General features: G+C 71.5%; 20 protein-coding genes. 14 read left to right on the top strand and 6 right to left on the bottom strand.

The annotated features are described in order from the left end of the window. The first annotated feature begins 36 nt into the window (after nucleotides 1-36). Nucleotides 37-1,686 carry a sensor histidine kinase gene (locus ACIGXX_RS15785; protein WP_399975956.1) on the top strand — a complete coding sequence of 550 codons (1,650 nt, stop codon included), beginning with the start codon at nucleotides 37-39 and terminating at the stop codon, nucleotides 1,684-1,686. Beyond that, a complete protein-coding gene (locus tag ACIGXX_RS15790) occupies nucleotides 1,683-2,336 on the top strand; it encodes a response regulator transcription factor (RefSeq protein WP_351171791.1) in 654 nt (217 codons plus the stop codon). Before ACIGXX_RS15785 ends, ACIGXX_RS15790 begins: the two co-directional genes overlap by 4 nt. Before the next feature lie 23 nt (nucleotides 2,337-2,359). On the opposite strand, the gene ACIGXX_RS15795 is transcribed toward ACIGXX_RS15790, so the two are convergent. Beyond that, a complete protein-coding gene (locus ACIGXX_RS15795) occupies nucleotides 2,360-3,016 on the bottom strand; it encodes a phosphatase PAP2 family protein (RefSeq protein ID WP_361471792.1) in 657 nt (218 codons plus the stop codon). Between the two features lie 185 nt (nucleotides 3,017-3,201). On the opposite strand from ACIGXX_RS15795, the gene ACIGXX_RS15800 reads away from it, so the two are divergent. Continuing rightward, nucleotides 3,202-4,020, top strand: coding sequence for a hypothetical protein (locus tag ACIGXX_RS15800; RefSeq protein WP_366463695.1), 819 nt, complete (start codon nucleotides 3,202-3,204; stop codon nucleotides 4,018-4,020). Nucleotides 4,021-4,179: 159 nt separating this feature from the next. Here ACIGXX_RS15800 and disA read toward each other — a convergent pair whose 3' ends face one another. After that, nucleotides 4,180-5,304 (bottom strand): DNA integrity scanning diadenylate cyclase DisA, encoded by a 1,125-nt coding sequence (gene disA, locus ACIGXX_RS15805; protein WP_351171782.1) that lies wholly within the window; start codon nucleotides 5,302-5,304, stop codon nucleotides 4,180-4,182. 79 nt (nucleotides 5,305-5,383) lie between these two features. Next, nucleotides 5,384-6,793 carry a DNA repair protein RadA gene (gene radA, locus ACIGXX_RS15810; protein WP_351171779.1) on the bottom strand — a complete coding sequence of 470 codons (1,410 nt, stop codon included), beginning with the start codon at nucleotides 6,791-6,793 and terminating at the stop codon, nucleotides 5,384-5,386. Nucleotides 6,794-7,003: 210 nt separating this feature from the next. Here radA and ACIGXX_RS15815 point away from each other — a divergent pair, with 210 nt between their 5' ends. Further along, nucleotides 7,004-8,680: a hypothetical protein gene (locus ACIGXX_RS15815; RefSeq protein ID WP_399975963.1), complete on the top strand. Its 1,677-nt coding sequence runs from the start codon at nucleotides 7,004-7,006 to the stop codon at nucleotides 8,678-8,680. Nucleotides 8,681-8,797: 117 nt separating this feature from the next. On the opposite strand, the gene ACIGXX_RS15820 is transcribed toward ACIGXX_RS15815, so the two are convergent. Then, entirely contained in the window at nucleotides 8,798-9,637 is an 840-nt protein-coding gene (locus ACIGXX_RS15820; protein WP_351171773.1) for a hypothetical protein, read from the bottom strand. A 71-nt stretch (nucleotides 9,638-9,708) separates the two neighbouring features. Between ACIGXX_RS15820 and ACIGXX_RS15825 the strand changes: the two genes are divergently transcribed. The 5 genes from ACIGXX_RS15825 to ACIGXX_RS15845 all read left to right on the top strand — a co-directional run bounded on the left by ACIGXX_RS15825 (nucleotide 9,709) and on the right by ACIGXX_RS15845 (nucleotide 14,688). Continuing rightward, entirely contained in the window at nucleotides 9,709-10,641 is a 933-nt protein-coding gene (locus ACIGXX_RS15825) for a Ppx/GppA phosphatase family protein (protein WP_361471800.1), read from the top strand. A 125-nt stretch (nucleotides 10,642-10,766) separates the two neighbouring features. Next, complete coding sequence (locus ACIGXX_RS15830) at nucleotides 10,767-11,591, top strand: sugar phosphate isomerase/epimerase (RefSeq protein ID WP_351171767.1); 825 nt, start codon at nucleotides 10,767-10,769, stop codon at nucleotides 11,589-11,591. Further along, complete coding sequence (locus ACIGXX_RS15835) at nucleotides 11,588-12,217, top strand: TetR family transcriptional regulator (RefSeq protein ID WP_361471803.1); 630 nt, start codon at nucleotides 11,588-11,590, stop codon at nucleotides 12,215-12,217. Before ACIGXX_RS15830 ends, ACIGXX_RS15835 begins: the two co-directional genes overlap by 4 nt. A gap of 144 nt (nucleotides 12,218-12,361) precedes the next feature. Beyond that, nucleotides 12,362-14,215, top strand: coding sequence for a dihydroxy-acid dehydratase (ilvD, locus tag ACIGXX_RS15840; protein ID WP_361471806.1), 1,854 nt, complete (start codon nucleotides 12,362-12,364; stop codon nucleotides 14,213-14,215). 179 nt (nucleotides 14,216-14,394) lie between these two features. Further along, nucleotides 14,395-14,688, top strand: a complete 294-nt coding sequence (locus tag ACIGXX_RS15845) for an SH3 domain-containing protein (protein ID WP_351171758.1) — start codon at nucleotides 14,395-14,397, stop codon at nucleotides 14,686-14,688. A gap of 87 nt (nucleotides 14,689-14,775) precedes the next feature. On the opposite strand, the gene ACIGXX_RS15850 is transcribed toward ACIGXX_RS15845, so the two are convergent. Further along, nucleotides 14,776-17,046 carry a protein kinase gene (locus tag ACIGXX_RS15850; protein ID WP_399975970.1) on the bottom strand — a complete coding sequence of 757 codons (2,271 nt, stop codon included), beginning with the start codon at nucleotides 17,044-17,046 and terminating at the stop codon, nucleotides 14,776-14,778. A gap of 171 nt (nucleotides 17,047-17,217) precedes the next feature. Here ACIGXX_RS15850 and ACIGXX_RS15855 point away from each other — a divergent pair, with 171 nt between their 5' ends. From ACIGXX_RS15855 to proC, 5 genes are all read left to right on the top strand, one after another. After that, on the top strand, nucleotides 17,218-17,742 hold the full coding sequence (locus ACIGXX_RS15855) for an EamA/RhaT family transporter (RefSeq protein ID WP_399975973.1): 525 nt from the start codon (nucleotides 17,218-17,220) through the stop codon (nucleotides 17,740-17,742). 96 nt (nucleotides 17,743-17,838) lie between these two features. Continuing rightward, a complete protein-coding gene (locus tag ACIGXX_RS15860) occupies nucleotides 17,839-18,600 on the top strand; it encodes a class I SAM-dependent methyltransferase (protein WP_399975976.1) in 762 nt (253 codons plus the stop codon). Between the two features lie 52 nt (nucleotides 18,601-18,652). Next, nucleotides 18,653-19,510 (top strand): ABC transporter ATP-binding protein, encoded by an 858-nt coding sequence (locus tag ACIGXX_RS15865; RefSeq protein WP_399975979.1) that lies wholly within the window; start codon nucleotides 18,653-18,655, stop codon nucleotides 19,508-19,510. Further along, nucleotides 19,507-20,244: an ABC transporter permease gene (locus ACIGXX_RS15870; protein WP_351171743.1), complete on the top strand. Its 738-nt coding sequence runs from the start codon at nucleotides 19,507-19,509 to the stop codon at nucleotides 20,242-20,244. Before ACIGXX_RS15865 ends, ACIGXX_RS15870 begins: the two co-directional genes overlap by 4 nt. Nucleotides 20,245-20,343: 99 nt before the next feature. Then, nucleotides 20,344-21,156 (top strand): pyrroline-5-carboxylate reductase, encoded by an 813-nt coding sequence (gene proC / locus ACIGXX_RS15875; RefSeq protein ID WP_399975983.1) that lies wholly within the window; start codon nucleotides 20,344-20,346, stop codon nucleotides 21,154-21,156. 124 nt (nucleotides 21,157-21,280) lie between these two features. Here the strand turns inward: proC and trpS are convergent, their stop codons facing one another. After that, the gene (gene trpS / locus ACIGXX_RS15880) at nucleotides 21,281-22,291 is read right to left on the bottom strand and encodes a tryptophan--tRNA ligase (protein WP_351171737.1); all 1,011 of its coding nucleotides are present in this window, start codon (nucleotides 22,289-22,291) and stop codon (nucleotides 21,281-21,283) included. Nucleotides 22,292-22,826: the final 535 nt, after the last annotated feature.

The raw sequence follows: 22,826 nt of genomic DNA on the forward strand, positions 1-22,826 counted from the left end.
GGGTGGAGGCCAGGGGCCAGGAAGTAGCGTCGTGGGGTGCGAAGTGGATGCCGGGGGGATGTTCTGCTGTGGGCGGCGCTGGCCCTGGCCGCGCCGGCCGTGGAGCGGGTCGGGCTGGGCGAGCCCCGCTCGGCGTGGACGCAGGCGGCCGGAGCCCTGGCGCTGGGGCTCGCCGCGGCCACCTGGCGGCGCCGGCCACCCGCCGCCTTCGCGGTGGCCGCAGGGCTGGGGCTCGCGACAGCACCCTCCCTGTTCACGCTCTCCTACGGGCCCGCCCTCGCGGTCTTCGCGACGCTCATGGGGCGGCGAGCCGAGCGGGCCCGACCCGCGCTGATCCTCTTCGGGGCCACCGCCCTGGCGGGCACAGCCAAGATCCTCGTACGCGGAGTCGACCCCGTAGTGGAGTGGCTCGTCCTCATGGCGACGCTGCTCTTCGGAGCGGTCTTCCCGTGGCTCGCAGGGCGCTACCTCCGCCAAGGCCGCGAACTCGCCGCCGCAGGCTGGACCCGCGCCGCCCAACTGGAGCGCGAGCAGCGCATCGTCGCCGACCGGGCCCGGCTACGGGAACGGGCCCGCATCGCCCAGGACATGCACGACTCCCTCGGGCACGAGCTGAGCCTCATCGCGGTGCGGGCAGGCGCCCTCCAGGTGGCCGCCGATCTGCCCGAACGGCACCGCGGCGCCGTCGCCGACCTCCGCGTGGCCGCGTCGGACGCCACCGATCGACTGCACGAGATCATCGGGCTGTTGAGGGAGGAGGGCGACGAGGTCGCCCCCCTCGCCCCGGCGGGTGAAAGCGTGCGCGCACTCGTCGAGCGGGCCGCCGATTCGGGACTGCCGGTCCGGTACGTCGCGGGGGGTGAGGAGCAGCGTACGGAATTGACCGAGACAGGAACCGGGACAGGAACCGGGACAGGAACCGGGACAGATACCGTCCCCACAACCGGGGCGGAGTCCGAGCGGACCGTCTACCGGATCGTCCAGGAAGCCCTGACCAACGCCGCCAAGCACGCCCCCGGCGCCCCCGTCACGGTCGAAGTGACCAGGACGGCCGTCACCGTCACCAACGGGGCCGCCACTGAGCCGGGTTCGGGCCCCGGCGCCGGCTCCGGCCTCGTAGGCCTGCGGGCCAGGGTCGAGGACCTCGGCGGCACCCTCGACGCCGGGCCGCACGGCGACGGCTTCCGGGTCCTCGCGCGGCTCCCCGGGCAGGGCACGGCCCCGCAGGCACGCCCGAAGCCCCCAGCGCCCGGCCTCGCGTACGCCCGCCGCAGGACCGTGCTGGCCTTCGGAGCCGCTCTGGCCACCGGAGTCCTGCTCGTGGGCGGCGCCTTCGCCTGGTACGCGTACTCGCGGTCGCACGCCGTCCTCGAACCGGCCGACTTCGCCCGGCTCACGGTCGGCCAGGCACAGGCCGACGCCGAACGCCTGCTGCCCGACCTGTCCGCGTCCGATCCGCCCGAGGAGCGCGCCCCCACCCCGCCCCCCGAAGGCGCCGACTGCCGCTACTACCGCGCAAGCGGTGAACTCTTCGTCACCGTCGAGCACTTCAGGGTCTGTTTCAGGGGCGGAGCCCTCGCGGAGAAGAGCGTGATCCCCAAGGCCGGAACCGAGGCCGGAACCAAGTCCGGAACCAGTAGCAAAGGGCGAGAGCCCGAGACAAAGTTGAAGGAGGGCGTGCGGTGATCCGCGTACTGCTGGCCGACGACGAGGCCATGATCCGCGCGGGCGTCCGCGCCATCCTCTGCGCCGGCGAGGACATCGAGGTCGTCGCGGAGGCGGGGGACGGACGGGAGGCGGTCGCGCTCGCCCAGGCCCACCGGCCCGACGTCGCGCTGCTCGACATCCGCATGCCGGGGCTCGACGGCCTCGCCGCGGGCGAGGAGATCGTACGGACGATGCCCGGCACCGCGGTCGCGATGCTGACGACCTTCTCCGAGGACGCGTACGTCGCGCGGGCGCTGAGCGGCGGAGCCACCGGCTTTCTGCTGAAGTCCGGCGACCCGCACGAACTCATCGCGGGCGTACGCGCGGTGGCCGGCGGCGCCGCCTTCCTCTCGCCCAAGGTGGCCCGCCACGTCATCGACGGCTACGGCGCGCAGCGCATGGGCCGCGGCGCCGACGCCCGCGCCAGGACCGCGGTCCTCACCCCGCGCGAGCGCGAAGTGCTCGGGCTCGTGGGGGAGGGCCTCTCCAACCCGGAGATCGCCGCCCGGCTCCATCTGGTCGAAGGCACGGTCAAGGCCTACGTGAGCGCGGTCCTCGACCGGCTCGGGGTCAAGAACCGCGTCCAGGCGGCGATCGTCGCCTACGAGGCGGGACTTGTGCGGCTCTGACCCATCACCTCAGAGGCAGTGTCTCAGCGGCGGTGCGACGCGGGCCGCCGGTGCGACGTCACCTGCGGCGCCGTCGGATCGCCCGGACCCGCGAACCACTTGACGACGCCCGTCGAAGAACCGCGCATCGCCTCGACGATCCGCCCCACGGGCCGCGTCGCCAGCCGTACGAGGATGAAGGCGAGCGCGGCTCCGAGGAGCAGGCCAACCGCCACGTCGTGCGGATAGTGCACGCCCACGAAGACCCGCGAGAACGCCATGAGCACGGCCATCGGCAGCGTCAGCGCGGCGATCCGCGGCCAGGCGAGCGCGAGGCCGACGGCGGCGGCGCCCGCGATCGTCGAGTGGTTGCTGGGGAAGGACCAGTCGCCGTACGCCGGGCACTCGACGATGGAGGTGACCGCCCCGGCGACGGCCCGGCACGGGCGCTCCTCGTCCACCGCGGACTTGAGCAACTCGCTGCACACATAGGCCACCGCGGTGACCAGTGGCGCGAGAACGGCTATCGCGAGGGCGCGGGGGTCGCCGCGCCGTGCCCGCCACCACGCGACGATGAAGAGCACGCCGAAGAGCAGCAGGCCGAGCTCCGTCCACACCTCGGCGAGGTGCTGGAACCAGGTAGGGGTGTCGTGGGCGAAGTCGGTGACATCGCGATAGAGATCGTCGTCCATGGTGTCCATGATTACGGACGGTACGGAGTGGGTCCGAATCGTCACACCCGGCGATCGACCGGTTACTACCCCTGACGACAGACAGGGGTCCGGGAAGCGGAATTACCTGTTCCGTGATGATGATCCGGAAACTTTGTCGCTCAGGGCGGCGGGTGGGGCAGGACAAGGCGCGGATCTCTCGTAAGGTTTGGGCCGTGGGATCTCTGCGCAATCCGGTCGGGCCGCTTCCCTCCACCATCTACTGGCGTCGGAGGGCCGTTCTGCTGTCCTTGATCGGGCTGATGGCGCTTCTAGTCGTGTGGGTGCTCACCATGGGGAGTGGGGGCCAGAAGAACGGCGCCGACGGTCCTTCGGGCTCCGGACCCGCCACGTCCATCACTCCCGGCCCCTCCAGTTCGGGGCCCGCCATCAGTCAAAACCCGGGCGGGCGCGACGAGTCGGGCGACGGGGGAGACTCCGGCTCCGGCTCCGGTGGCTCGGGCGGCGGCTCCGGTGACTCCGGGGGGTCCGGCGGATCGGGCGACTCCGGCGGCGGGGACGGCAGCGGCTCGGACGACGGCGCCAAGGGCGGCGGCGGTGCGGGCGGACAGCTGCCCGCCGGGTCGAGCCTGCCCAACTGCGTGAGCGACGACGTGAAGTTGAAGCTGCGGAGCGTCCACAACACGTACGAGATCGGCGAGAAGCCCAAGTTCGAGCTCATCGCCCAGAACAGCGCGGGCAAGGCCTGCAAGGTGGATCTCGGCGGCAAGAAGACGGTGCTGACGATCACTCAGGCCGACGGCGACAAGGAGATCTGGTCCTCGGCGGACTGCCCCGCCGGTGGCGGGAGCCTGTTGCTGCGGGTGCCGGGCGACGGGCGCGTCACACGCACCGTCGAGTGGGACGGCCGGGGCAGCGAGCCCAAGTGCGCGACGCCTTCGGCGGGCCTCGCGGGCGCGGGGACCTACCTCGTCGAGGCGAAGTCCCCGGGCCTGGGTTCGGTGAAGACGTCGTTCGTGCTCGAAGAGGCCTGACCGGCGCCTGAACGCCCGGGCGCCTTCGGGGCGATCGGATGGGCGCTCGGGTGGACGATCGGATGGGTGGGCGGGAAACCCACCACCCACCCGGGATCACTCACCCGGGATCACTCACCCGGGATCACTCACCCGGGACCACCCACCCGCCGGCGCCCTCTAGACGTACCGCTCCAAGATCGACGACTCGGCGAGGCGGGACAGGCCTTCCCGGACACTGCGGGCCCGCGCTTCACCGACCCCGTCCACCGTCTGAAGGTCATCGACGCTCGCGGCGAGCAGCTTCTGCAGACCGCCGAAGTGCTCGACCAGCCGGTCGATGATCGCGCCGGGGAGACGCGGCACCTTGGCCAGGAGCCGGAAGCCCCGCGGGGAGACCGCGGAGTCCAGCGCCTCCGGAGAGCCGGTGTATCCCAACGCCCGTGCCACGGTGGGCAGTTCGAGCAGCTCCGCGTGCGAGAGCGCGTCCAGCTCGAAGAGCGCCTCCTCGACCGTGCGGGAGCGCTTGGCGGTCGGCTCGGGCACGTAGTCCCGGACGACCAGCTCGCGCTCGGGCTCGACGCCCGCGATCAACTCGTCCAGCTGGAGGGCGAGAAGGCGGCCGTCCGTGCCCAGCTCCACCACGTACTCGGCGATCTCCGTGGCGATGCGGCGCACCATCTCCAGGCGCTGGGCGACCGCGGTGACGTCGCGAACCGTCACCAAGTCCTCGATCTCCAGGGCGGACAGGGTGCCCGCCACCTCGTCGAGGCGCAGCTTGTAGCGCTCCAGGGTCGCCAGGGCCTGGTTCGCGCGGGACAGGATCGCCGCCGAGTCCTCCAGGACCTTGCGCTGCCCGTCCACGTAGAGCGCGATGAGGCGCATGGACTGGGAGACGGAGACGATGGGGAAGGCCACCTGCTTGGACACGCGGTCCGCGGTGCGGTGCCGGGTGCCCGTCTCCTCGGTGGGGATCGTCGGGTCGGGGACGAGCTGCACGCCCGCCCGCAGGATCTTGGTGATGTCCTTGTCGACGACGATGCCGCCGTCGAGCTTGCACAGCTCGCGCAGGCGCGTCGCCGTGAACTCGACGTCCAGGATGAAGCCGCCCGTACACATGGACTCGACGGTCTTGTCCCAGCCGAGGACGATGAGCCCTCCGGTGTTGCCGCGGAGGATGCGCTCGAGTCCGTCGCGCAGGCCCGTGCCGGGCGCGACCGCGCTCAGGGAGGCGCGCATCAGCCCATCGGCACCGGAGCTTCCACCGGGCTTGCCGGGAGCTGACGCCCGGTCGTTGGCTGCCACTGCACTCCTCGGGTCGCGGGTTGTCCAAGCCCCGGTCCGTACGTCTGCTTCGTACGGATGGGCGAGACCAGGGCAAAGTCTACCGGCGCTCTTCGTCCTCCCGTGGGGCCTCTCTGCGACGCGACCTCGGAAGGACACGCAGGGCGTCCCCCATGTCGGCGACTTCGGTGACCTTCATACCGGGTGGGACCTTGCCCGGGTCGGCGGGGACGAGGGCGTGTGTGAAGCCCAGACGGTGGGCTTCGGCCAGCCTGCGCTGGACTCCCGTGACCCGTCTGACCTCGCCCGCGAGGCCCACTTCGCCGATCGCGACGAGATTTTTCGGCAGCGGGGTGTCGCTCGCCGCGCTGGCCAGGGCGAGGGCGATCGCGAGGTCCGCGGCCGGCTCGGAGAGCTTCACGCCGCCGACCGTCGCGCTGTAGATGTCGCGCTTGCCGAGGGCGGTGATGCGGCCCCGCTGCTCCAGGACGGCCAGCATCATCGAGACGCGGGAGGTCTCCAGGCCGGACGTGGTGCGCCGGGGGGAGGGGATCTGGGAGTCGACGGTGAGCGCCTGGACCTCGGCCACCAGGGGGCGGCGGCCTTCGAGCGTGACCGTCAGACAGGTGCCGGGGACGGCCTCCGTGCGGCGGGTGAGGAAGAGGCCGCTGGGGTCGGTGAGGCCGGTGATGCCCTCGTCGTGCAGCTCGAAGCAGCCGACCTCGTCCGTCGTCCCGTAACGGTTCTTGACGCCCCGTACGAGACGCAGGCGGGCGTGGCGGTCGCCCTCGAAGGACAGGACGACGTCCACGAGGTGCTCAAGGAGGCGGGGGCCCGCGATCGCGCCGTCCTTGGTGACGTGGCCGACCAGGAGCGTGGACATGCCGCGCTCCTTGGAGGCGCGGATCAGCGCGCCCGCCACCTCGCGGACCTGGGCCATGCCGCCCGGCGCCCCGTCGATCTCCGGGGAGGCGATCGTCTGGACCGAGTCGAGGATCAGGAGGGACGGCTTCACCGCGTCCAAGTGGCCGAGGACGGCGGCCAGATCGGTCTCCGCCGCCAGATAGAGGTGGTCGTGGATCGCCTTGATGCGGTCGGCGCGCAGCCGGACCTGGCTCGCCGACTCCTCGCCGGTGACATAGAGCGTGCGGTGCTCCTCGCTCGCCGACTTCGCCGCGACGTCCAGGAGCAGCGTCGACTTGCCGACGCCGGGCTCGCCCGCGAGCAGCGCGACGGCTCCGGGGACCAGGCCGCCGCCCAGGACGCGGTCGAACTCGGGCACGCCGGTGGAGCGTGCGGTGGCCTGGCGGCCGTCGACCTCGCCGATGGGCAGGGCGGAGGAGGTGACGCGGCCGGGGGCGGTGGTGCGGACGGCGGGCGCGCCGTACTCCTCGACCGTCCCCCAGGCCTGGCACTCGGGGCAGCGGCCGAGCCACTTGGCCGTCTGCCAGCCGCATTCGGTGCAGCGGTAGGACGGCCGGTCTTTGCCGGACTTCGTACGAGTGGCCATGAACGGAACCGTAGCGGGCAGCACTGACAACACCGACAGGGGCGCACGCGATCCGAACGACTCGGGGCCCGAGTCACGGAATCATGGGTTCCTGTCCCCTTTTGAGGGATCTGTTCACCCGTAAGGATTAAATGTGCTCAAGGTGGAGGAAGGGCGCGGCATCATCCGCCTAACTTCGCACGGGTGATGAGCAGCAGGCCGGAATCCCCCATGCAAGCAACCGGCGCACACCGGGCGCATCGTGACGCGCACCAGCGCGTTGTGCCGCGCTCGGTGCCGCAGGCGCCGCCCGCACGCTATGAGCCCTGTCTGGACGGCCTGTTCACGTACTGCCTGTCCGTGCTCTGCGATCACGACGCCGCGACCGCCGCCCTGGGCGACGTGCTCGCCATCGCCGAGCGCCGGGGCTCCCGTGGTCCGGCCGCCGAGACCGAACTGAAGTCCTGGCTGTACGCACTCGCCCGCTGGGTCTGTCTGCGCGCCCTCGCCGAGGCCAAGCGCAAGCGCCAGGGCACGCACGCCTCCGGATCGGCCTCCCGCGTCCCCAAGGCCGCCGAGCCCGCCGAGCCGCCGGACGAGACGCAGCGTCAGCGGCGCCGCGAACTCGCCCAGCTGGCCTGGCCGGAGGCCGCGGGGACGACGCCCGAGCAGCGCGAGGCCCTGGAGCTCGCCGTCCGTCACCAGCTCTCCCCGCAGGAGGTCGCGTCGGTCATCGGCATGCCCGTCGCCAAGACCCGTGACCTGCTCGCGTCCGCCGCCTGCGAGGTGGAGCGCACCCGGGCCGCGCTCGCCGTCGTGGAGACCGGCACCTGCCCGATCGTCGCCCGCCTCACCGGCGACAACCAGCTCCTCCTGGGCACGGCCCTGCGCCGCGAGCTCGTCCGGCACGTGGACGACTGCCCGCGCTGCCGCCGCACCGCCGAGCGCGCCGGATCCGGTGCCTGGCCCGGCACGGCGGCGTCCCCGGCCGCGCTGCCCGTCATCGAGGCCCCGCGGGCCGCCGTGCACGTGGCGATGGCGCACGTCCCGCGGGCGCGGGGAGGCGGTCCGCGCTTCGACGGGCGCGGATTCCCGATGGACCCCAAGGACCACGCGGCGCGCCGCGACCGGATGCGCGCGCGTGCCGTCACGACGACGGTCGTCGCCACGGTGGTGGCCGCGCCGGTGCTCGCGCTCTGGGCGGCGTATCGCGGGGCGCCGCTGACCGGTGAGGGGCAGGACGGCCGCTCGGTCAGCGCGAGCGAGGCCGAGTCCGACGGGGCGAACGGCGACCGCAGACGCGAGGACTACGAGAACGCGGGCAACGCGCACACGCCGCCCGACCCCCGCTTCACCGCGGGCAGCCGCTCGCCGGACGTCTCGGTGGAGGTCATCAGCGCCGGATCGCCGCCGTCCCGCTCGGGGACCGGCGCCGGCCGCCTCACCGTCTCGGCGCAGCCGAGCGGCGGCACGACGCTGATCACGCTCTCCGCGTCGGGGGGCGAGCCGGTCCACTGGTCGGCGAGCACCGGGGCGTCCTGGCTCTACCTGAGCCGGTCGTCCGGGACGCTCCGGCCGGGGGAGACGTTCACGATCCGGGTGTACGTGGACCATGCGAGGGAGCCCGCGGGCCACTGGAGCGCACGGGTCTCCATCGCCCCCTCAGGGGCGATCATCTCGATCGACGGATACGGCAACGGCTCGGGCCGCCCGACGCACCCGGGCCCCCGCCCCACCCCAAAACCGACCCCACCGAAGCCGACCCCTCCGACTCCGGACCCGACCCCGACCCCTTCGGAACCGGACCCCACCCCAACCTCACCGGACCCGACGCCCACGCCATCGGACCCGGGCGACTCATCACCCCCACCAAGCGACAGCGGGGACCCGAGCCCGAGCGAGGGCTAGTTTTTGCCGACGCTCATCGAGCGCCGGACGGGCTGGATTTCCAGCCCGTCCGGCGCTTGAGGACGAACTCGGCGGAGCCGGTGATTGCGGCAACCAAGGCCACGGCTCCGCCGGTTTCTACCGAGAGGGATCCGCCGGATGCGGCGCAAGCAGCGGCAGCTGAGACGCGAGGCGTTCCTCGCACAGCTCCGCGAGCCGGTCGTACCCCTCCTTGCCCATCAGCTCCGTCAGCTCGGGGCGGTAGGAGACGTACACGGGGTCACCCGCACCGTGCGCCGACGTCGCCGAAGTGCACCACCAGTGCAGATCGTGGCCCCCGGGGCCCCAGCCCCGCCGGTCGTACTCCCCGATGGACACCTGCAGGATGCGCGTGTCGTCGGGCCTGTCGATCCACTCGTACGTCCGCCGCACCGGCAACTGCCAGCAGACGTCCGGCTTCGTCTCCAGCGGCTCACGCCCCTCCTTCAGCGCCAGGATGTGCAGCGAGCACCCCGCGCCCCCGGCGAAACCGGGGCGGTTCTGGAAGATGCAGGAGCCGTTGTACGGACGGGTCTGGCGCTCGCCGTCGTCGTCCGTCGACACCCAGCCGGTCTCCGTGCCGATCTCGTGGTGCTGCCAGATGTCCGGCGTGAGCCGCGCCACGGACTCGGCGACCCGCTTCTCGTCGTCCTCGTCCGAGAAGTGCGCGCCCAGCGTGCAGCAGCCGTCGTCCGCCCGGCCCGCCGCGATGCCCTGGCAGCCACTGCCGAAGATGCAGCTCCACCGAGAGGTCAGCCATGTCAGATCGCAGCGGAAGACCTGCTCGTCGTCCGCGGGATCCGGGAACTCCACCCAGGCACGGGCGAAGTCGAGGCCCTTCTCGTCCGGCTGCACCTTCCCCGGGCGCACCTTCTCCGGCTTCCCCGACTTCTTCTGTGACTTCGTTTTGTCGGTCTTCGCCTTTTTCGTCTTTGGCACGTCTCCAGGGTATGCGCGCGGTGCCCGGTCCGAGGACCAGCGAGCGTCGTACGCGCAGTAGCGTTCCGTATATGAGACTCGGTGTCCTCGACGTAGGTTCGAACACGGTGCATCTGCTGGTGGTGGACGCACACCCCGGCGCGCGCCCCCTGCCCGCGTACTCGCACAAGGCGGACCTGCGCCTCGCCCAACTCCTCGACGATGCCGGGGCGATCGGCCCGGAAGGCGTCGACCGTCTGGTCGGCACGGTCCGTGACGCGATGGAGGCCGCCGAGGACAAGGGCGTGGAGGACCTGCTGCCGTTCGCGACCTCCGCCGTACGCGAGGCCAGCAACGCCGATCAGGTCCTCGCGCGCGTCAGGGAGGAGACCGGCGTCGACCTCCAGGTCCTCACCGGCGCCGAGGAGGCCCGCCTCACCTTCCTCGCGGCCCGCCGCTGGTTCGGCTGGTCGGCGGGAAAGCTCCTGGTCATCGACATCGGCGGCGGCTCGCTCGAAATCGCGTACGGCATCGACGAGGAACCGGACGCCGCGGTCAGCCTGCCGCTCGGCGCCGGCCGGCTCACCTCGGCCTGGCTGGCCCAGGACCCGCCGGACCCCGCCGACGTGAAGGCGCTGCGGCGCCACGCGCGCGCCCAGATCGCGCGCACGGTCGGCGAGTTCAGCCGCTTCGGCGCGCCGGACCACGTCGTGGCGACGTCGAAGACGTTCAAGCAGCTCGCCAGGCTCGCGGGAGCCGCGCGCTCCGCCGAGGGTCTCTACGTACAGCGCGAGCTGAAGCGGAAGTCCCTGGAGGACTGGGTTCCGCAGCTGGCCGCGATGACCGCGGCGGAGCGTGCCGAGCTGCCCGGGGTCTCCGAGGGGCGGGCCGGACAGCTGCTCGCGGGGGCGCTCGTCGCCGAGGGTGCGATGGATCTCTTCGGGGTCGAGACGCTGGAGATCTGTCCGTGGGCGCTGCGCGAGGGCGTGATCCTGCGCAGGCTCGACCATCTTCCGACCACGTAGGGCGCCGACGCGGACAACGGTGCGTAGGCGGCCGTCTCGGCGGCGGTAGACGTACGTCACAGAGGACTCGGGTGTGTGGGAGACCACCTCCCCGGTGCCCAGGCGCGGCCCGTACGCTGTCCCTCGTGGCAGAACCAGTGGTGCGCATCCCGGATGCGAAGGTCGCCCTGTCGACGGCCTCGGTCTATCCGGAGTCGACGGCGACGGCCTTCGAGATCGCGGCACGCCTGGGCTACGACGGAGTCGAGGTCATGGTGTGGACCGACCCCGTCAGCCAGGACATCGAGGCCCTGCGCAGACTCAGCGACTACCACCAGATCCCGATCCTCGCCGTGCACGCCCCGTGTCTCCTGATCACGCAGCGCGTGTGGTCCACGGACCCCTGGGTGAAGCTCCAGCGCGCACAGACCGCCGCCGAGAAGCTGGGCGCGTCGACCGTCGTCGTGCACCCGCCCTTCCGCTGGCAGCGCGGGTACGCGAACGCCTTCGTCGAGGGCATCTGGCGCATGGCCGACGAGACGGACGTGCGCTTCGCCGTCGAGAACATGTACCCGTGGCGCTACCGCGACCGCGAGATGCTCGCCTACGCCCCCGACTGGGACGTCACCAAGGACGACTACCGCCACTTCACGGTCGACCTCAGCCACACCGCGACCGCCCGCACGGACGCGATGCAGATGATCGACCGCATGGGCGACCGCCTGGGCCACGTCCACCTCGCCGACGGCAAGGGCTCCGCCAAGGACGAGCACCTGGTGCCCGGCCGCGGCACACAGCCGTGCGCCGAGCTCCTGGAGCGCCTCGCGACGAGCGGCTTCGACGGGCACGTCGTCATCGAGGTCAATACGCGCCGCGCGATGTCCAGCGCCGAGCGCGAGGCCGACCTCGCCGAGGCCCTCGCCTACACGCGGCTGCACCTGGCGTCCGCGGTGAAGGTGCCCCGGTCGTGACGGCGGCGGCGAAGGGCGGTGCGGCTCCGCGCCGCAGAGGACGCCCTTCCCGTACGCAGTCGGCCGAGGGCCCGGCGATGCGGGACCGCATCCTGGAGGCGGCCCGCACCGAGTTCTCCGCACGGGGGTACGAGAAGACGTCCGTGCGCGGGATCGCCAAGGCGGCCGGGGTGGACTCGGCGCTCGTGCACCACTACTTCGGCACCAAGGAGCAGGTCTTCGAGGCGTCGATCGAGGTGGCCTTCGCGCCCGCGCTCGACGCGCCCGCGGCGATCGAGGAGGGCCCGCTCGAAGGCGTCGGCGAGCGCCTGACCCGCTTCGTCTTCGGCGTCTGGGAGAACCCCGCGACCCGCGTACCGCTGCTCGCGATCGTGCGCTCGGCGGTGAACAACGACACGGCCGCGGCCGTCTTCCGCCGCCTCATCGCCGCGCAGCTGCTCGGCAGGATGGCGAGCCGCATCGACCGGCCGGACGCGGAGCTGCGGGCGGAACTCGCGGCCGCGCAGCTGGTGGGCACGGCGATGCTGCGGTACGTGATCCAGGTGGAGCCGCTGGCCTCCGCGGACCCGGAGGCGATCATCGCGCGGATCGCGCCGGTGGTGCAGGGGCATCTGACCGGGCCGTGAGCCGGCCGCGTACGGACTCCCGTGCTCCGCTCACCGAGACGGCCGTCCCGCCATCCGGACAGGCTGTCCAGATCGTGGAGCGTCGGCGTACGCTCGATGACAGTCGATTCCTATGCCTCTGAGTCCCTGAAGGAGCGAGCGACGATGCCCGAGCTCAGGTCCCGCACAGTCACCCACGGCCGCAACATGGCGGGCGCACGCGCCCTTATGCGTGCCTCCGGTGTACCCGGCGCGGACATCGGGCGGAAGCCGATCATCGCCGTCGCCAACTCCTTCACCGAGTTCGTCCCGGGCCACACCCACCTCCAGCCGGTCGGCCGGATCGTCTCCGAGGCGATCACCGCGGCGGGCGCCATCCCGCGCGAGTTCAACACGATCGCCGTGGACGACGGCATCGCGATGGGCCACGGCGGCATGCTGTACTCCCTGCCCTCCCGCGACCTGATCGCGGACTCGGTGGAGTACATGGTGGAGGCGCACTGCGCCGACGCCCTGATCTGCATCTCCAACTGCGACAAGATCACCCCCGGCATGCTGAACGCGGCCCTGCGGCTCAACATCCCGACGGTCTTCGTCTCCGGCGGCCCGATGGAGGCCGGCAAGGCCACGCTGGTCGACGGCACGGTCCGCAAACTGGACCTGGTCAACGCGATCAGCGACGCGGTCGACGAGAGCGTCTCGGACGAGGACATCCTGCGCATCGAGGAGAACGCCTGCCCGACCTGCGGCAGCTGTTCCGGCATGTTCACGGCCAACTCCATGAACTGCCTGACCGAGGCCATCGGCCTCTCCCTGCCGGGCAACGGCTCGGTGCTTGCCACGCACACCGCCCGCAGGGCGCTGTACGAGAGGGCGGGCGAGACGGTCGTCGAGATCGCCAAGCGGTACTACGACGGCGACGACGAGTCGGTCCTGCCGCGCAGCATCGCCACGCGCGCCGCCTTCGACAACGCCATGGCCCTGGACATCTCCATGGGCGGCTCCACGAACACGATCCTGCACCTGCTGGCCGCCGCGCAGGAGGCCGAGCTCGACTACACCCTCGCCGACATGGACGCGGTCTCGCGCCGCGTGCCCTGCCTGGCGAAGGTCGCCCCGAACGTGGCGCCCGGCGGCACGTACTACATGGAGGACGTGCACCGCGCAGGCGGCATCCCCGCGATCCTCGGAGAGCTGTACCGCGCGGGCCTCCTGAACGAGGACGTGCACACGGTCCACTCCCAGTCCATCAAGGACTGGCTGGACACGTGGGACGTGCGCGGCGGTTCCCCGTCGGACGAGGCGGTCGAGCTGTGGCACGCGGCCCCCGGCTGTGAGCGCTCGGCGACGGCCTTCTCCCAGTCGAAGCGCTGGGACAGCCTGGACACGGACGCCGCGGGCGGCTGCATCCGGGACGCGGCCCACGCGTACTCCGAGGACGGCGGCCTGGCGGTCCTCAAGGGCAACCTGGCGGTGGACGGCTGCGTCGTGAAGACGGCGGGCGTCGACGAGTCGATCTGGACGTTCGAGGGCCCGGCCGTGGTCTGCGAGTCGCAGGAAGAGGCCGTCGACAAGATCCTCAAGAAGCAGGTGAAGCCGGGTGACGTGGTCGTCATCCGCTACGAGGGCCCCAAGGGCGGCCCCGGCATGCAGGAGATGCTCTACCCCACGTCCTTCCTGAAGGGCCGCGGCCTCGGCAAGGCCTGCGCCCTGGTCACCGACGGCCGCTTCTCCGGCGGCACGTCGGGCCTGTCGATCGGCCACGCGTCGCCCGAGGCGGCGTCCGGCGGCACGATCGCCCTGGTCGAGGACGGCGACCGCATCCGCATCGACATCCCGAACCGAGGCATCGAACTCCTGGTCCCGGAAGCGGAGCTGACCGCCCGCCGCGAGGCCCTGGGCGGCGTCTACGCCCCCAAGGCGAGGGAGCGCAAGGTCTCGGCAGCGCTGCGTGCCTACGCGGCCATGGCCACCAGCGCGGACCGCGGCGCGGTCCGCGACGTGTCGAAGCTGGGCTAGCCGCCTGAGGTGTGCCGTCGGGCCCGGGCCGGAGAATCTCCGGCCCGGGCCCGACGCGTTTTCGGGGCGGCCACCGCAACCACCCCACCCCCCTCGCGCGTCCACCCAGTGACGAACATGCCAAGGGCGGCCACGAGTCCACGAGGCCGGGAGCCGCCGCTTTCACGGGGGAGAGAAGCATGAGCGAGAACGTCATGGCACCAGAGTCCGCGGAGGACATCGCGGCCGCGGCGGCGAAGACGTACGTGCTGGCCGCGGACGTCAACGTCCGCTCGGGACCGGGCACGTCGTTCGACAAGGTGGGCCGCCTCTCGGCAGGAACGCGAGTGACGATCCACTGCCAGAAGCCGGGCGAGAAGGTCACGGGCCCGACCGGCACGTCGAGGCTCTGGGACCGCATCGGCAGCGGCCGCTATGTCTCCGACACGTACGTCCGCACGGGCAGCGACGGCTACGTGGCACCCCGCTGCTGAGTTCCGCACACGAGCGTCATCCGTACGCGAGCGTCATCCGTACGCGAGCGTCATCCGTACGCGAGCGTCAGGGGAAGCCGCCCAGGGTCACCGGGACTTGGGCGGCTTCGTCGCGTCGAACGAGAAGACCGTGTTCTTGGACGCGGCCACGACCACCACCCGCCCGGAAACGGTGACCCGCGGACTCGCGTTCATCTCACCGCCGAGCCCCTCCGCGCGCGGATCGGTGCTCCACAGGGTCCTGCCCCGCGGCGAAAGAGCGACCACACGCCCGCTGGGCGAGCTGAAGTACAGCGTGCCGCCGCCCTCCGCGGGCCCGGAGGCCCCTTCCACACCTGTCTGCCGGGACCACTTCTCCCGGCCCGTCTCGGGGGCCACCGCACTGATCCGCCCGGTCGGCTCGGCGAAGTAGACGGTGCCGTTCGCGACGCCGGGCGTCGCGCCGTACGTCTTCTTCAGCGGCCGGGCCGAGACGCGGCCACTGCTCGGCTCGACCCGCAGCACCTTGTCGTACCCGAGGAACTCGGCCCCGTTCATCCGCTGGTGAAGGAGTACGAGCCTGCCCTCGTCGCCGCCCACCGGGTGCACCGGCCCCGCCACCGCGATGCCCTTGCCGAACGTCCCCGACTTGAGGTCGAGGGTGTGGACGACGGGGTGGCGCACCTCGACGTTCGCGACTTCGGCGGCCGGCGCGCACATCGCGTACATCCGCTGCCCCGCCGCGACCGGCGTGCACTCCGAGCCCGCGGGGAACGGCGTCGACCACAGCGTGCGTCCGCTGTGGACGTCCCTGGCCTCGACCCGCGTACGGCCGGGGTCGACCGAAAGCACCGACGAGCCGGACAGGACCGCGTCCTGCGCCCGCCCGGTGAAGACCGTCGACTGGCCGCTGATCGGCCGGGACCACAGCTCCTTGCTGGTCCCGGCGTCCAGGGCCACCAGTTTGATGGGCTCGTCGGAGGACTCGGCCGGGAGGCGGTAGCCGACGACGGTGTCGTTCGTGGCGCCCACGATGTGCATGCCCTGCATGGGCACGCCGGGGCTCTTCACCTTCCAGACCTCCTTGCCGTCGGAGATCCGCAGCTTGGTCGCGACGACTCCGCCGCCCCCGCAGAACAACGCGTCCCCGCGCGGCACGCAGCGCACCTCGTCCGGGATGCCCTTGTCGTTGGGCACGGTCGTGCGCCACGGCCGGAAGTCCGCGGGCAGGGGCGCTTTTGCCGCCGCGACCGTGCGGTCCTCGCCGTCGCCGCCACCGCCGTCGCCGGGAGAGGCGTCGGACGAGCCGAGCTGGAGCGCCGCGATGCCGCCACCGAGCGCGGCGACGGCGACGGCAGCGGCGAGCACGGGACGCCAACGGCGGCGCAGATGACGGCCGATGAGGGTGCCTTCGGGCGCGGCGGAGGCCTGGGTGGCACCGTCACCACCGTCACCGCTCCCGTCGTCCGAGGCCAAGGCGGTGGCCGATGTCGCCCCCGAGGCCGCGGACCGGTGATGCTGCGTGTCGATGTCCCGCGTACGACTGCCCGGCGACCCCGCAGCGTCCCCCATCTCGACCGGCAGATCCCGCAGCCGCTCGAGAAGCTCGTCAGCAGAGGGCCGCGAGTCCGGCTCCTTGGCCAGACACGGCTCGACCACCGCGCGCAGAGCGGCCGGTACCGCGGCCAACTCCGGCGCCTCGTGCACTACTTGATACGCCGTCATGTACGGGCTGTCCGCGTCGAACGGCCCCTGCCCCGTCGCCGCGTACACCAGCAACGTACCCAGCGAGAAGACGTCGGACCGCGGCCCGACCCCACGCGGCGCCTGCAACTGCTCCGGTGACATGAACGGCGGCGTACCGATGACGCGTCCCGTCATCGTCAGCGTCTGCTGGTCCGCGGCGCGCGAGATGCCGAAGTCGATGACGCGCGGCCCTTCGGGCGAGAGCACGACGTTCGAGGGCTTCAGGTCACGGTGCACGACGCCCACGCGGTGGATGTCACGCAGCGCCTCCGTCAGACCGATGGCGAGCATGCGCAGATCCGCGCCGGTCAGCGGGCCCATCTTGGCGATGTGCTGGGCGAGCGTGTGCCCCTCTATATAGGCCGTCGCCATCCACGGGTACTCGGCCTCCGAGTCGGCGTCGACCACGGCGGCGGTGAACGCGCCGCTCACCCGCCGCGCCGCCGCCACCTCCTGCCGGAAGCGGATGCGGAACTCCTCGTCCCCCGCGTACTGCTGGTGGATCAGCTTGATCGCCACGGGGCGCCCTGAGGCCGTACGCGCCAGAAAGACCGTGCCCATGCCCCCGGAGCCGAGCCGCGCCTCCAGCGGATAGCCGCCGATCTCAGCTGGGTCACCTCCGCGGAGCGACACTCTCCCCGACCTCCCCGTCCCGCGTGCACCAGTTTTCGCATGGGCCCATTTACCTGTCCTGCCTCACAAACTAGCCGCCGAGTGGTAGGGGAGGGCAAGGCGGGGGACGAATAGGGCGCGCCTGCCCGTGCCCGCGCCCGCCCCATGGCCACCGCGGGCGATACTCGACGGGTGAGCGCAGATTCCAGCACCCCCGACCGCACGGATACGCCTGCCGCGGCAGGCGTGACGGCTCCCGGCCCGCAGCCCGAGCCCATCCGCTTCTTCGGCACGACCTGGGTCGACCACGACAACGGCTACGGCGCGCGCCGCGTCGGCGTCGCGGCAGGCTCGCTGCTGGCGGCCGCCGCGGGCTGCTTCGTGCTGCGGTTCGCGTACGAGGGCATGGCGGTCGCGGACGCGGGGACGTTCGTGAACTTCCTGGTCCTCATCATGTTCTCCATCTGTAGTGCGATCGCCTTCCGCCGTACGTGGGAGGGGTTCACGCGGCGCCACGACCCGGCGTCCCAGTCGTCGATGCGCGGCCTCCTGACGATCGGCTTCGTCGGCGTCCTCCTCGCCCACTTCTTCCGCTGCCTCACCGAGGCCCCCGGCGAGAAGCTGCACCGCGACGAGTACGAGGCGGCCCGCGAGCAGTACGCGAAGCGCACGTCACGGCGCACGGGCAACCCGTCCCGCAAGAAGCGCAAGGCCTGAGCGAGAGACCCGAGCGAGACAGCGACGTGAAGGTGGGAGTGAAGGCGGGCGTGAAGGGCTGACGGAGCCCGGGACCCCGGGGCGAGGATGAACCGCATGACTTCAGCCCCTTCGCGCCGCGCGCACTCCTTCAACGCGGCAGCCGCCCAGTACGCGGCCCACCGCCCCTCCTATCCCCCCGCCCTCTTCGACGCCGTCGAGAACCTGGCGGGCCGGCCTCTGGCCGGGGCCCGCGTGCTCGACGTCGGCGCGGGCACGGGCATCGCGACCGCCCTCCTCACCGAACGCGGCGCCCACGTCGTCGCGGTGGAGCCGGGCGACGGGATGGGGCGCGAGTTCCGCCGCGCGCTGCCGGACGTTCCCCTCGTACGGGGCGACGGCGACCACCTGCCGTTCGCGGACGGCTCGGCGGACTTCATCACGTACGCCCAGGCCTGGCACTGGACGGACCAGGAACGCTCCGCCCCGGAGGCCCTGCGCGTACTGCGCCCCGGCGGCGCGCTCGCCCTGTGGTGGAACATCGCCGACCTCACGATTCCCTGGCTCGCCGCGCAGGGCACCCGGATCGCCCGCTGCCTGGGACACGACGACGAGGCCCGGCACACCGCGGACCGGGCGAGCGAGCTGACGAAGGCCCTGGACTTCCGCAAGGGCCGGGTCCGCTGGAGCCGCCGCGTCCCCCTCGACTCCCACCTCGCCAACGTCGGCAGCCACTCGGCCTTCCTGGTCCTGGGCCAGGAGCGCACGGCGGCCTTCCTGGCCGACGAGCGCACGGAGCTCCTGAAGGTCTTCCCGGACGGGGTGATCGAGGAGAACTACGTCGTCGACCTCCTGGTGGCCACCCGCCCCGCCTCTTGAGCTCGCCCCAAGGCCTTGACGCCCCCAGCGGCAGAGGCGCAATAATCATCACATGATGAATATAAAGAAGCCGCCGGCCACCGAGCCGTACGCAACCGAGCCCTACGCCAAGGAGCGGCCCGCCATCGAGGCGAGGGACCTGACCGTCGTCCGAGGCCCCCGCACAGTCCTCCGCGCCCTGAACTTCACCGTCCCGAAGGGACAGATCACCGGCCTCCTCGGCCCCTCAGGCTGCGGAAAGTCCACGCTCATGCGCGCGGCGGTAGGCACCCAGGCCAAAGTCACCGGCACCCTGAAGGTCCTCGACCAGCCGGCCGGCGCCCCCGCCCTCCGCTCCCGCATCGGCTACGTCACCCAGGACCCCTCCGTCTACGACGACCTCACCGTCCGCCAGAACCTGGACTACTTCGCCGCCGTCCTGGACCCCGGCCGCGGCACCGCGACGGCCCGCCGCCACGACCACGTCACCCGGGCCATCGAGGACGTCGACCTGACGACCCACGCCGACTCCCTCGCGGGCAACCTCTCCGGAGGCCAGCGCAGCCGCGTCTCCCTGGCGGTGGCCCTCATCGGCGCCCCCGAACTCCTGGTGCTCGACGAACCCACCGTCGGCCTCGACCCCGTACTCCGCCGCGACCTGTGGAACCTCTTCCACTCCATCGCCGCCGACCGAGGCACCACGATCCTCGTCTCCTCGCACGTCATGGACGAGGCCGAACGCTGCCACCGCCTCCTCCTCATGCGCGAAGGTGAACTCCTCGCCGACGACAGCCCAGAATCCCTCCGCACCCGCACAGCCTCCGAGACCGTCGAGGCCGCCTTCCTCCACCTGGTCGACGAGGCCGTCGCCGCCCAGCGCGACGACACCACCCCCACCGGCGGCAGCGCCTCCACCAGGAGCCCCCGATGAACGCCCACCGCACCCTCGCCACCGCGGCCCGCGTCCTGCGCCAGCTCCGCCACGACCCGCGCTCCATCGCGCTGATGCTGTTCGTCCCCAGCGTGATGCTGCTGCTCCTGCGCTACGTCTTCGACGGCAGCCCGAACACCTTCGACTCCATCGGAGCCTCGCTCCTCGGCATCTTCCCCCTCATCACGATGTTCCTGGTGACCTCCATCGCCACCCTCCGCGAACGCACCTCCGGCACCCTCGAACGCCTCCTCGCGATGCCCCTCGCCAAGGGCGACCTCATCGCGGGCTACGCCCTCGCCTTCGGCTTCCTCGCCGTCATCCAGTCCCTCCTCGCAACCGGCCTCGCCCTGTGGGCCCTGGGCCTCGACGTCACGGGCTCCGCCTGGCTGCTGCTCCTGGTCGCACTCCTCGACGCCCTGCTCGGCACGGCCCTGGGCCTCTTCGTCTCCGCCTTCGCGGCCTCCGAGTTCCAGGCCGTCCAGTTCATGCCGGCCGTGATCTTCCCCCAGCTCCTCCTCTGCGGCCTGTTCACCCCGCGCGACAACATGCATCCGGCCCTGGAAGCGATCTCGAACGTCCTCCCCATGTCGTATGCCGTGGACGGCATGAACGAAGTCCTCCGCCACCCCTCCGTCACCGGCGACTTCGTGCGTGACGCCGTCGTCGTCGCGGGCTGCGCCCTGCTCGTCCTCGCCCTGGGCGCCGCCACACTCCGCCGCCGCACGGCCTGACCCGGCAATGCGAGGATGACCCCACCAAGCTGAAGCGCCGACCCGCTCCGACCCGCTCCGAGCCGAAGCGCTGAACCGCACCTGGAGGGTGACCCACACATGCCCCAGCCCGTCGCAGTCCTCGGCACCGGCAAGATCGGCGAAGCCCTCCTCAGCGGAATGATCCGGGCCGGCTGGGCCCCCGCCGACCTCCTGGTCACCACCCGCCGCTCCGAGCGCGCCGCGGAACTCCGCACCCGCTACGGCGTCGACCCCGTCAGCAACGCCGACGCCGCCAAGCAGGCCGGCACCCTCATCCTCGCCGTCAAGCCGCAGGACATGGGCCGCCTCCTGGACGAGCTCGCCCCGCACGTCGCCCCCGACCGCCTGGTCATCAGCGCCGCGGCCGGCATCACCACCTCCTTCATCGAGGAGCGCCTCGCCGGCAGCACCCCCGTCGTCCGTGTCATGCCCAACACCCCGGTCCTCGTGGACGAGGGCATGTCCGTCATCTCCGCCGGCAGCCACGCCACCGCCGCGCACCTCGCCCACACCGAGGAGATCTTCGGCGCCGTCGGCAAGACCCTGCGCGTCCCCGAGACCCAGCAGGACGCCTGCACGGCCCTCTCCGGCTCCGGCCCGGCGTACTTCTACTACCTGGTCGAGGCCATGACCGACGCGGGCATCCTCCTCGGCCTGCCCCGCGACAAGGCCCACGACCTCATCGTCCAGGCCGCGATCGGCGCCGCCGTAATGCTCCGCGACAGCGGCGAACACCCGGTCAAGCTCCGCGAGAACGTCACCTCCCCTGCCGGCACCACCATCAACGCCATCCGCGAACTCGAGAACCACGGCGTACGAGCAGCCCTCATCGCCGCCCTCGAAGCCGCCCGCGACCGCAGCCGCGAACTGGCCTCCGGCAACAACAGCTGACTCCCTAGGCCCGGGGCCCGCACGGGCGCGCCCCGCGGGCCCCTGCCGTGAGGACGCGATGCGCAGCGCTTCGCATCGCGCCTCACCAACAGTCAGCCCCACACCTACCGCAGCAGCCCCGCGCCTACCGCGTCTCGTCCACCGGCGGCAGCAGACCGATCGCGCGATAGGCGGTGTCCACCGTCGGCCGTGCCATCCCCCTGGCCCGCTCGGCCCCCCGCCGCAACACCTCCTCTACATACGCGGGATCAGCGACCAGCTCCTTGTGCTTCTCCTGCAGGGGCCTCAACATCTCCACCACGGCGTCGGCGGTGTCCTTCTTCAAAGCCCCGTACGACTCATATACACCGCTCAAGCCCTCGGGGTTCCCACCCTCACAGGACGCCAGGATCTCCAGCAGATTCGAGATCCCCGGCTTGGTCTCCCGGTCGTACTCGACCTCGCTCCCGCTGTCCGTGACAGCGCGCATGATCTTCTTCCGCACGACGTCCGGCTCGTCCAGCAGATAGACGATCCCGGCCCCGGCATCGCCGGACTTCCCCATCTTCGACGTCGGGTCCTGCAGATCCATGACTCTGGCCGCCACCTTGGGATGCGTGGCCCGCGGCACCACGAACGTGTGTCCGTACCGCTGGTTGAAGCGCACCGCCAGATCCCGGGTGAGCTCGACGTGCTGCACCTGGTCGTCGCCGACCGGCACCTGGTCCGCCCCGTACGCCAGGATGTCCGCCGCCATCAGCACGGGATAGGTGAGCAGCGAAAGCCGCACACTCCCGCCGCGAGCCCGCTCCAGCGCGGATTTCTCCTTGTACTGGATCATCCGCCGCATCTCGCCGTCCGTCGCGACGCACTCGAGCAGATACGAGAGCCGGGCGTGCTCGTCCACATGACTCTGTACGAACACGGTGGCCCGCTCGGGATCGATCCCCGACGCGAGCAACAGCGTCGCCGCCTGGCGACTGAGCCTGAGCAACCGGCCCGGATCGTGGTCCACGGTCAGGGCGTGCAGATCGACGATGCTGAACAGCGACTCGGCGCGGTGCTGATCAACCTCTGCCCACTGACGTACGGCGCCCAGGTAGTTCCCCAGGGTCAGATGCCCCGTCGGCTTGATCCCGCTGAAGATCCTTGTCATCTCTCCGCCTCCTGGTCAGGACCGCCGGCCCGACGACCGGGCTCCGGGTCCTCCAGGGGGGAGAAACAAGAACGGCCGCCGAGTCGGCAGCCGTTGAGTACATGCGTATGTACGGCCGCCGTCAGGCGGCCCACCACAGCTGGGTGTGCGCATGCGTAGTCACGCCTCCAACAGTAGCCCTCGGGGGCCGCCGTGTACCGGGGTTGACACGCCAAGACCGCGTACGTAGTGTTCTCCGAGTTGCCCGACGTGAGCGTCGACCCTTGGTCGGTCCCCGGGCAGCCATTCCGCAAGAACAGAACCATTCAAACGATCGATGCCGTGTCATCTTCGATGCCCCGTCGTCTGCTCGTTTTCATGCGCTTTTGCGAAATGAGGAATCCGCGTTCGAAAGGGCGCCCCGATTAGGTCGGGAGCCAGGATTCCGCTAAAGTCTCACTCGTCGGAACGGCCCAACAGCCGGGAAGACAAACCCCGCTGACTGGGAATCAGGCCCGAAAGGATCTGGTAGAGTCGGCACCGCCGGAAAGGGAAA

It is taken from the genome of Streptomyces sp. NPDC055243 (assembly GCF_044544025.1).
Taxonomy (GTDB): domain Bacteria; phylum Actinomycetota; class Actinomycetes; order Streptomycetales; family Streptomycetaceae; genus Streptomyces.

Bases quoted from the DNA above. Each gene is read 5' to 3' on its own strand.
- ACIGXX_RS15795 (WP_361471792.1), bottom strand. From the start codon at position 3,016: ATGGACACCATGGACGACGATCTCTATCGCGATGTCACCGACTTCGCC.
- radA (WP_351171779.1), bottom strand. From the start codon at position 6,793: ATGGCCACTCGTACGAAGTCCGGCAAAGACCGGCCGTCCTACCGCTGC.
- ACIGXX_RS15815 (WP_399975963.1), top strand. From the start codon at position 7,004: ATGCAAGCAACCGGCGCACACCGGGCGCATCGTGACGCGCACCAGCGC.
- ACIGXX_RS15825 (WP_361471800.1), top strand. From the start codon at position 9,709: ATGAGACTCGGTGTCCTCGACGTAGGTTCGAACACGGTGCATCTGCTG.
- ilvD (WP_361471806.1), top strand. From the start codon at position 12,362: ATGCCCGAGCTCAGGTCCCGCACAGTCACCCACGGCCGCAACATGGCG.
- ACIGXX_RS15845 (WP_351171758.1), top strand. From the start codon at position 14,395: ATGAGCGAGAACGTCATGGCACCAGAGTCCGCGGAGGACATCGCGGCC.
- ACIGXX_RS15860 (WP_399975976.1), top strand. From the start codon at position 17,839: ATGACTTCAGCCCCTTCGCGCCGCGCGCACTCCTTCAACGCGGCAGCC.
- ACIGXX_RS15865 (WP_399975979.1), top strand. From the start codon at position 18,653: ATGATGAATATAAAGAAGCCGCCGGCCACCGAGCCGTACGCAACCGAG.
- ACIGXX_RS15870 (WP_351171743.1), top strand. From the start codon at position 19,507: ATGAACGCCCACCGCACCCTCGCCACCGCGGCCCGCGTCCTGCGCCAG.
- proC (WP_399975983.1), top strand. From the start codon at position 20,344: ATGCCCCAGCCCGTCGCAGTCCTCGGCACCGGCAAGATCGGCGAAGCC.
- trpS (WP_351171737.1), bottom strand. From the start codon at position 22,291: ATGACAAGGATCTTCAGCGGGATCAAGCCGACGGGGCATCTGACCCTG.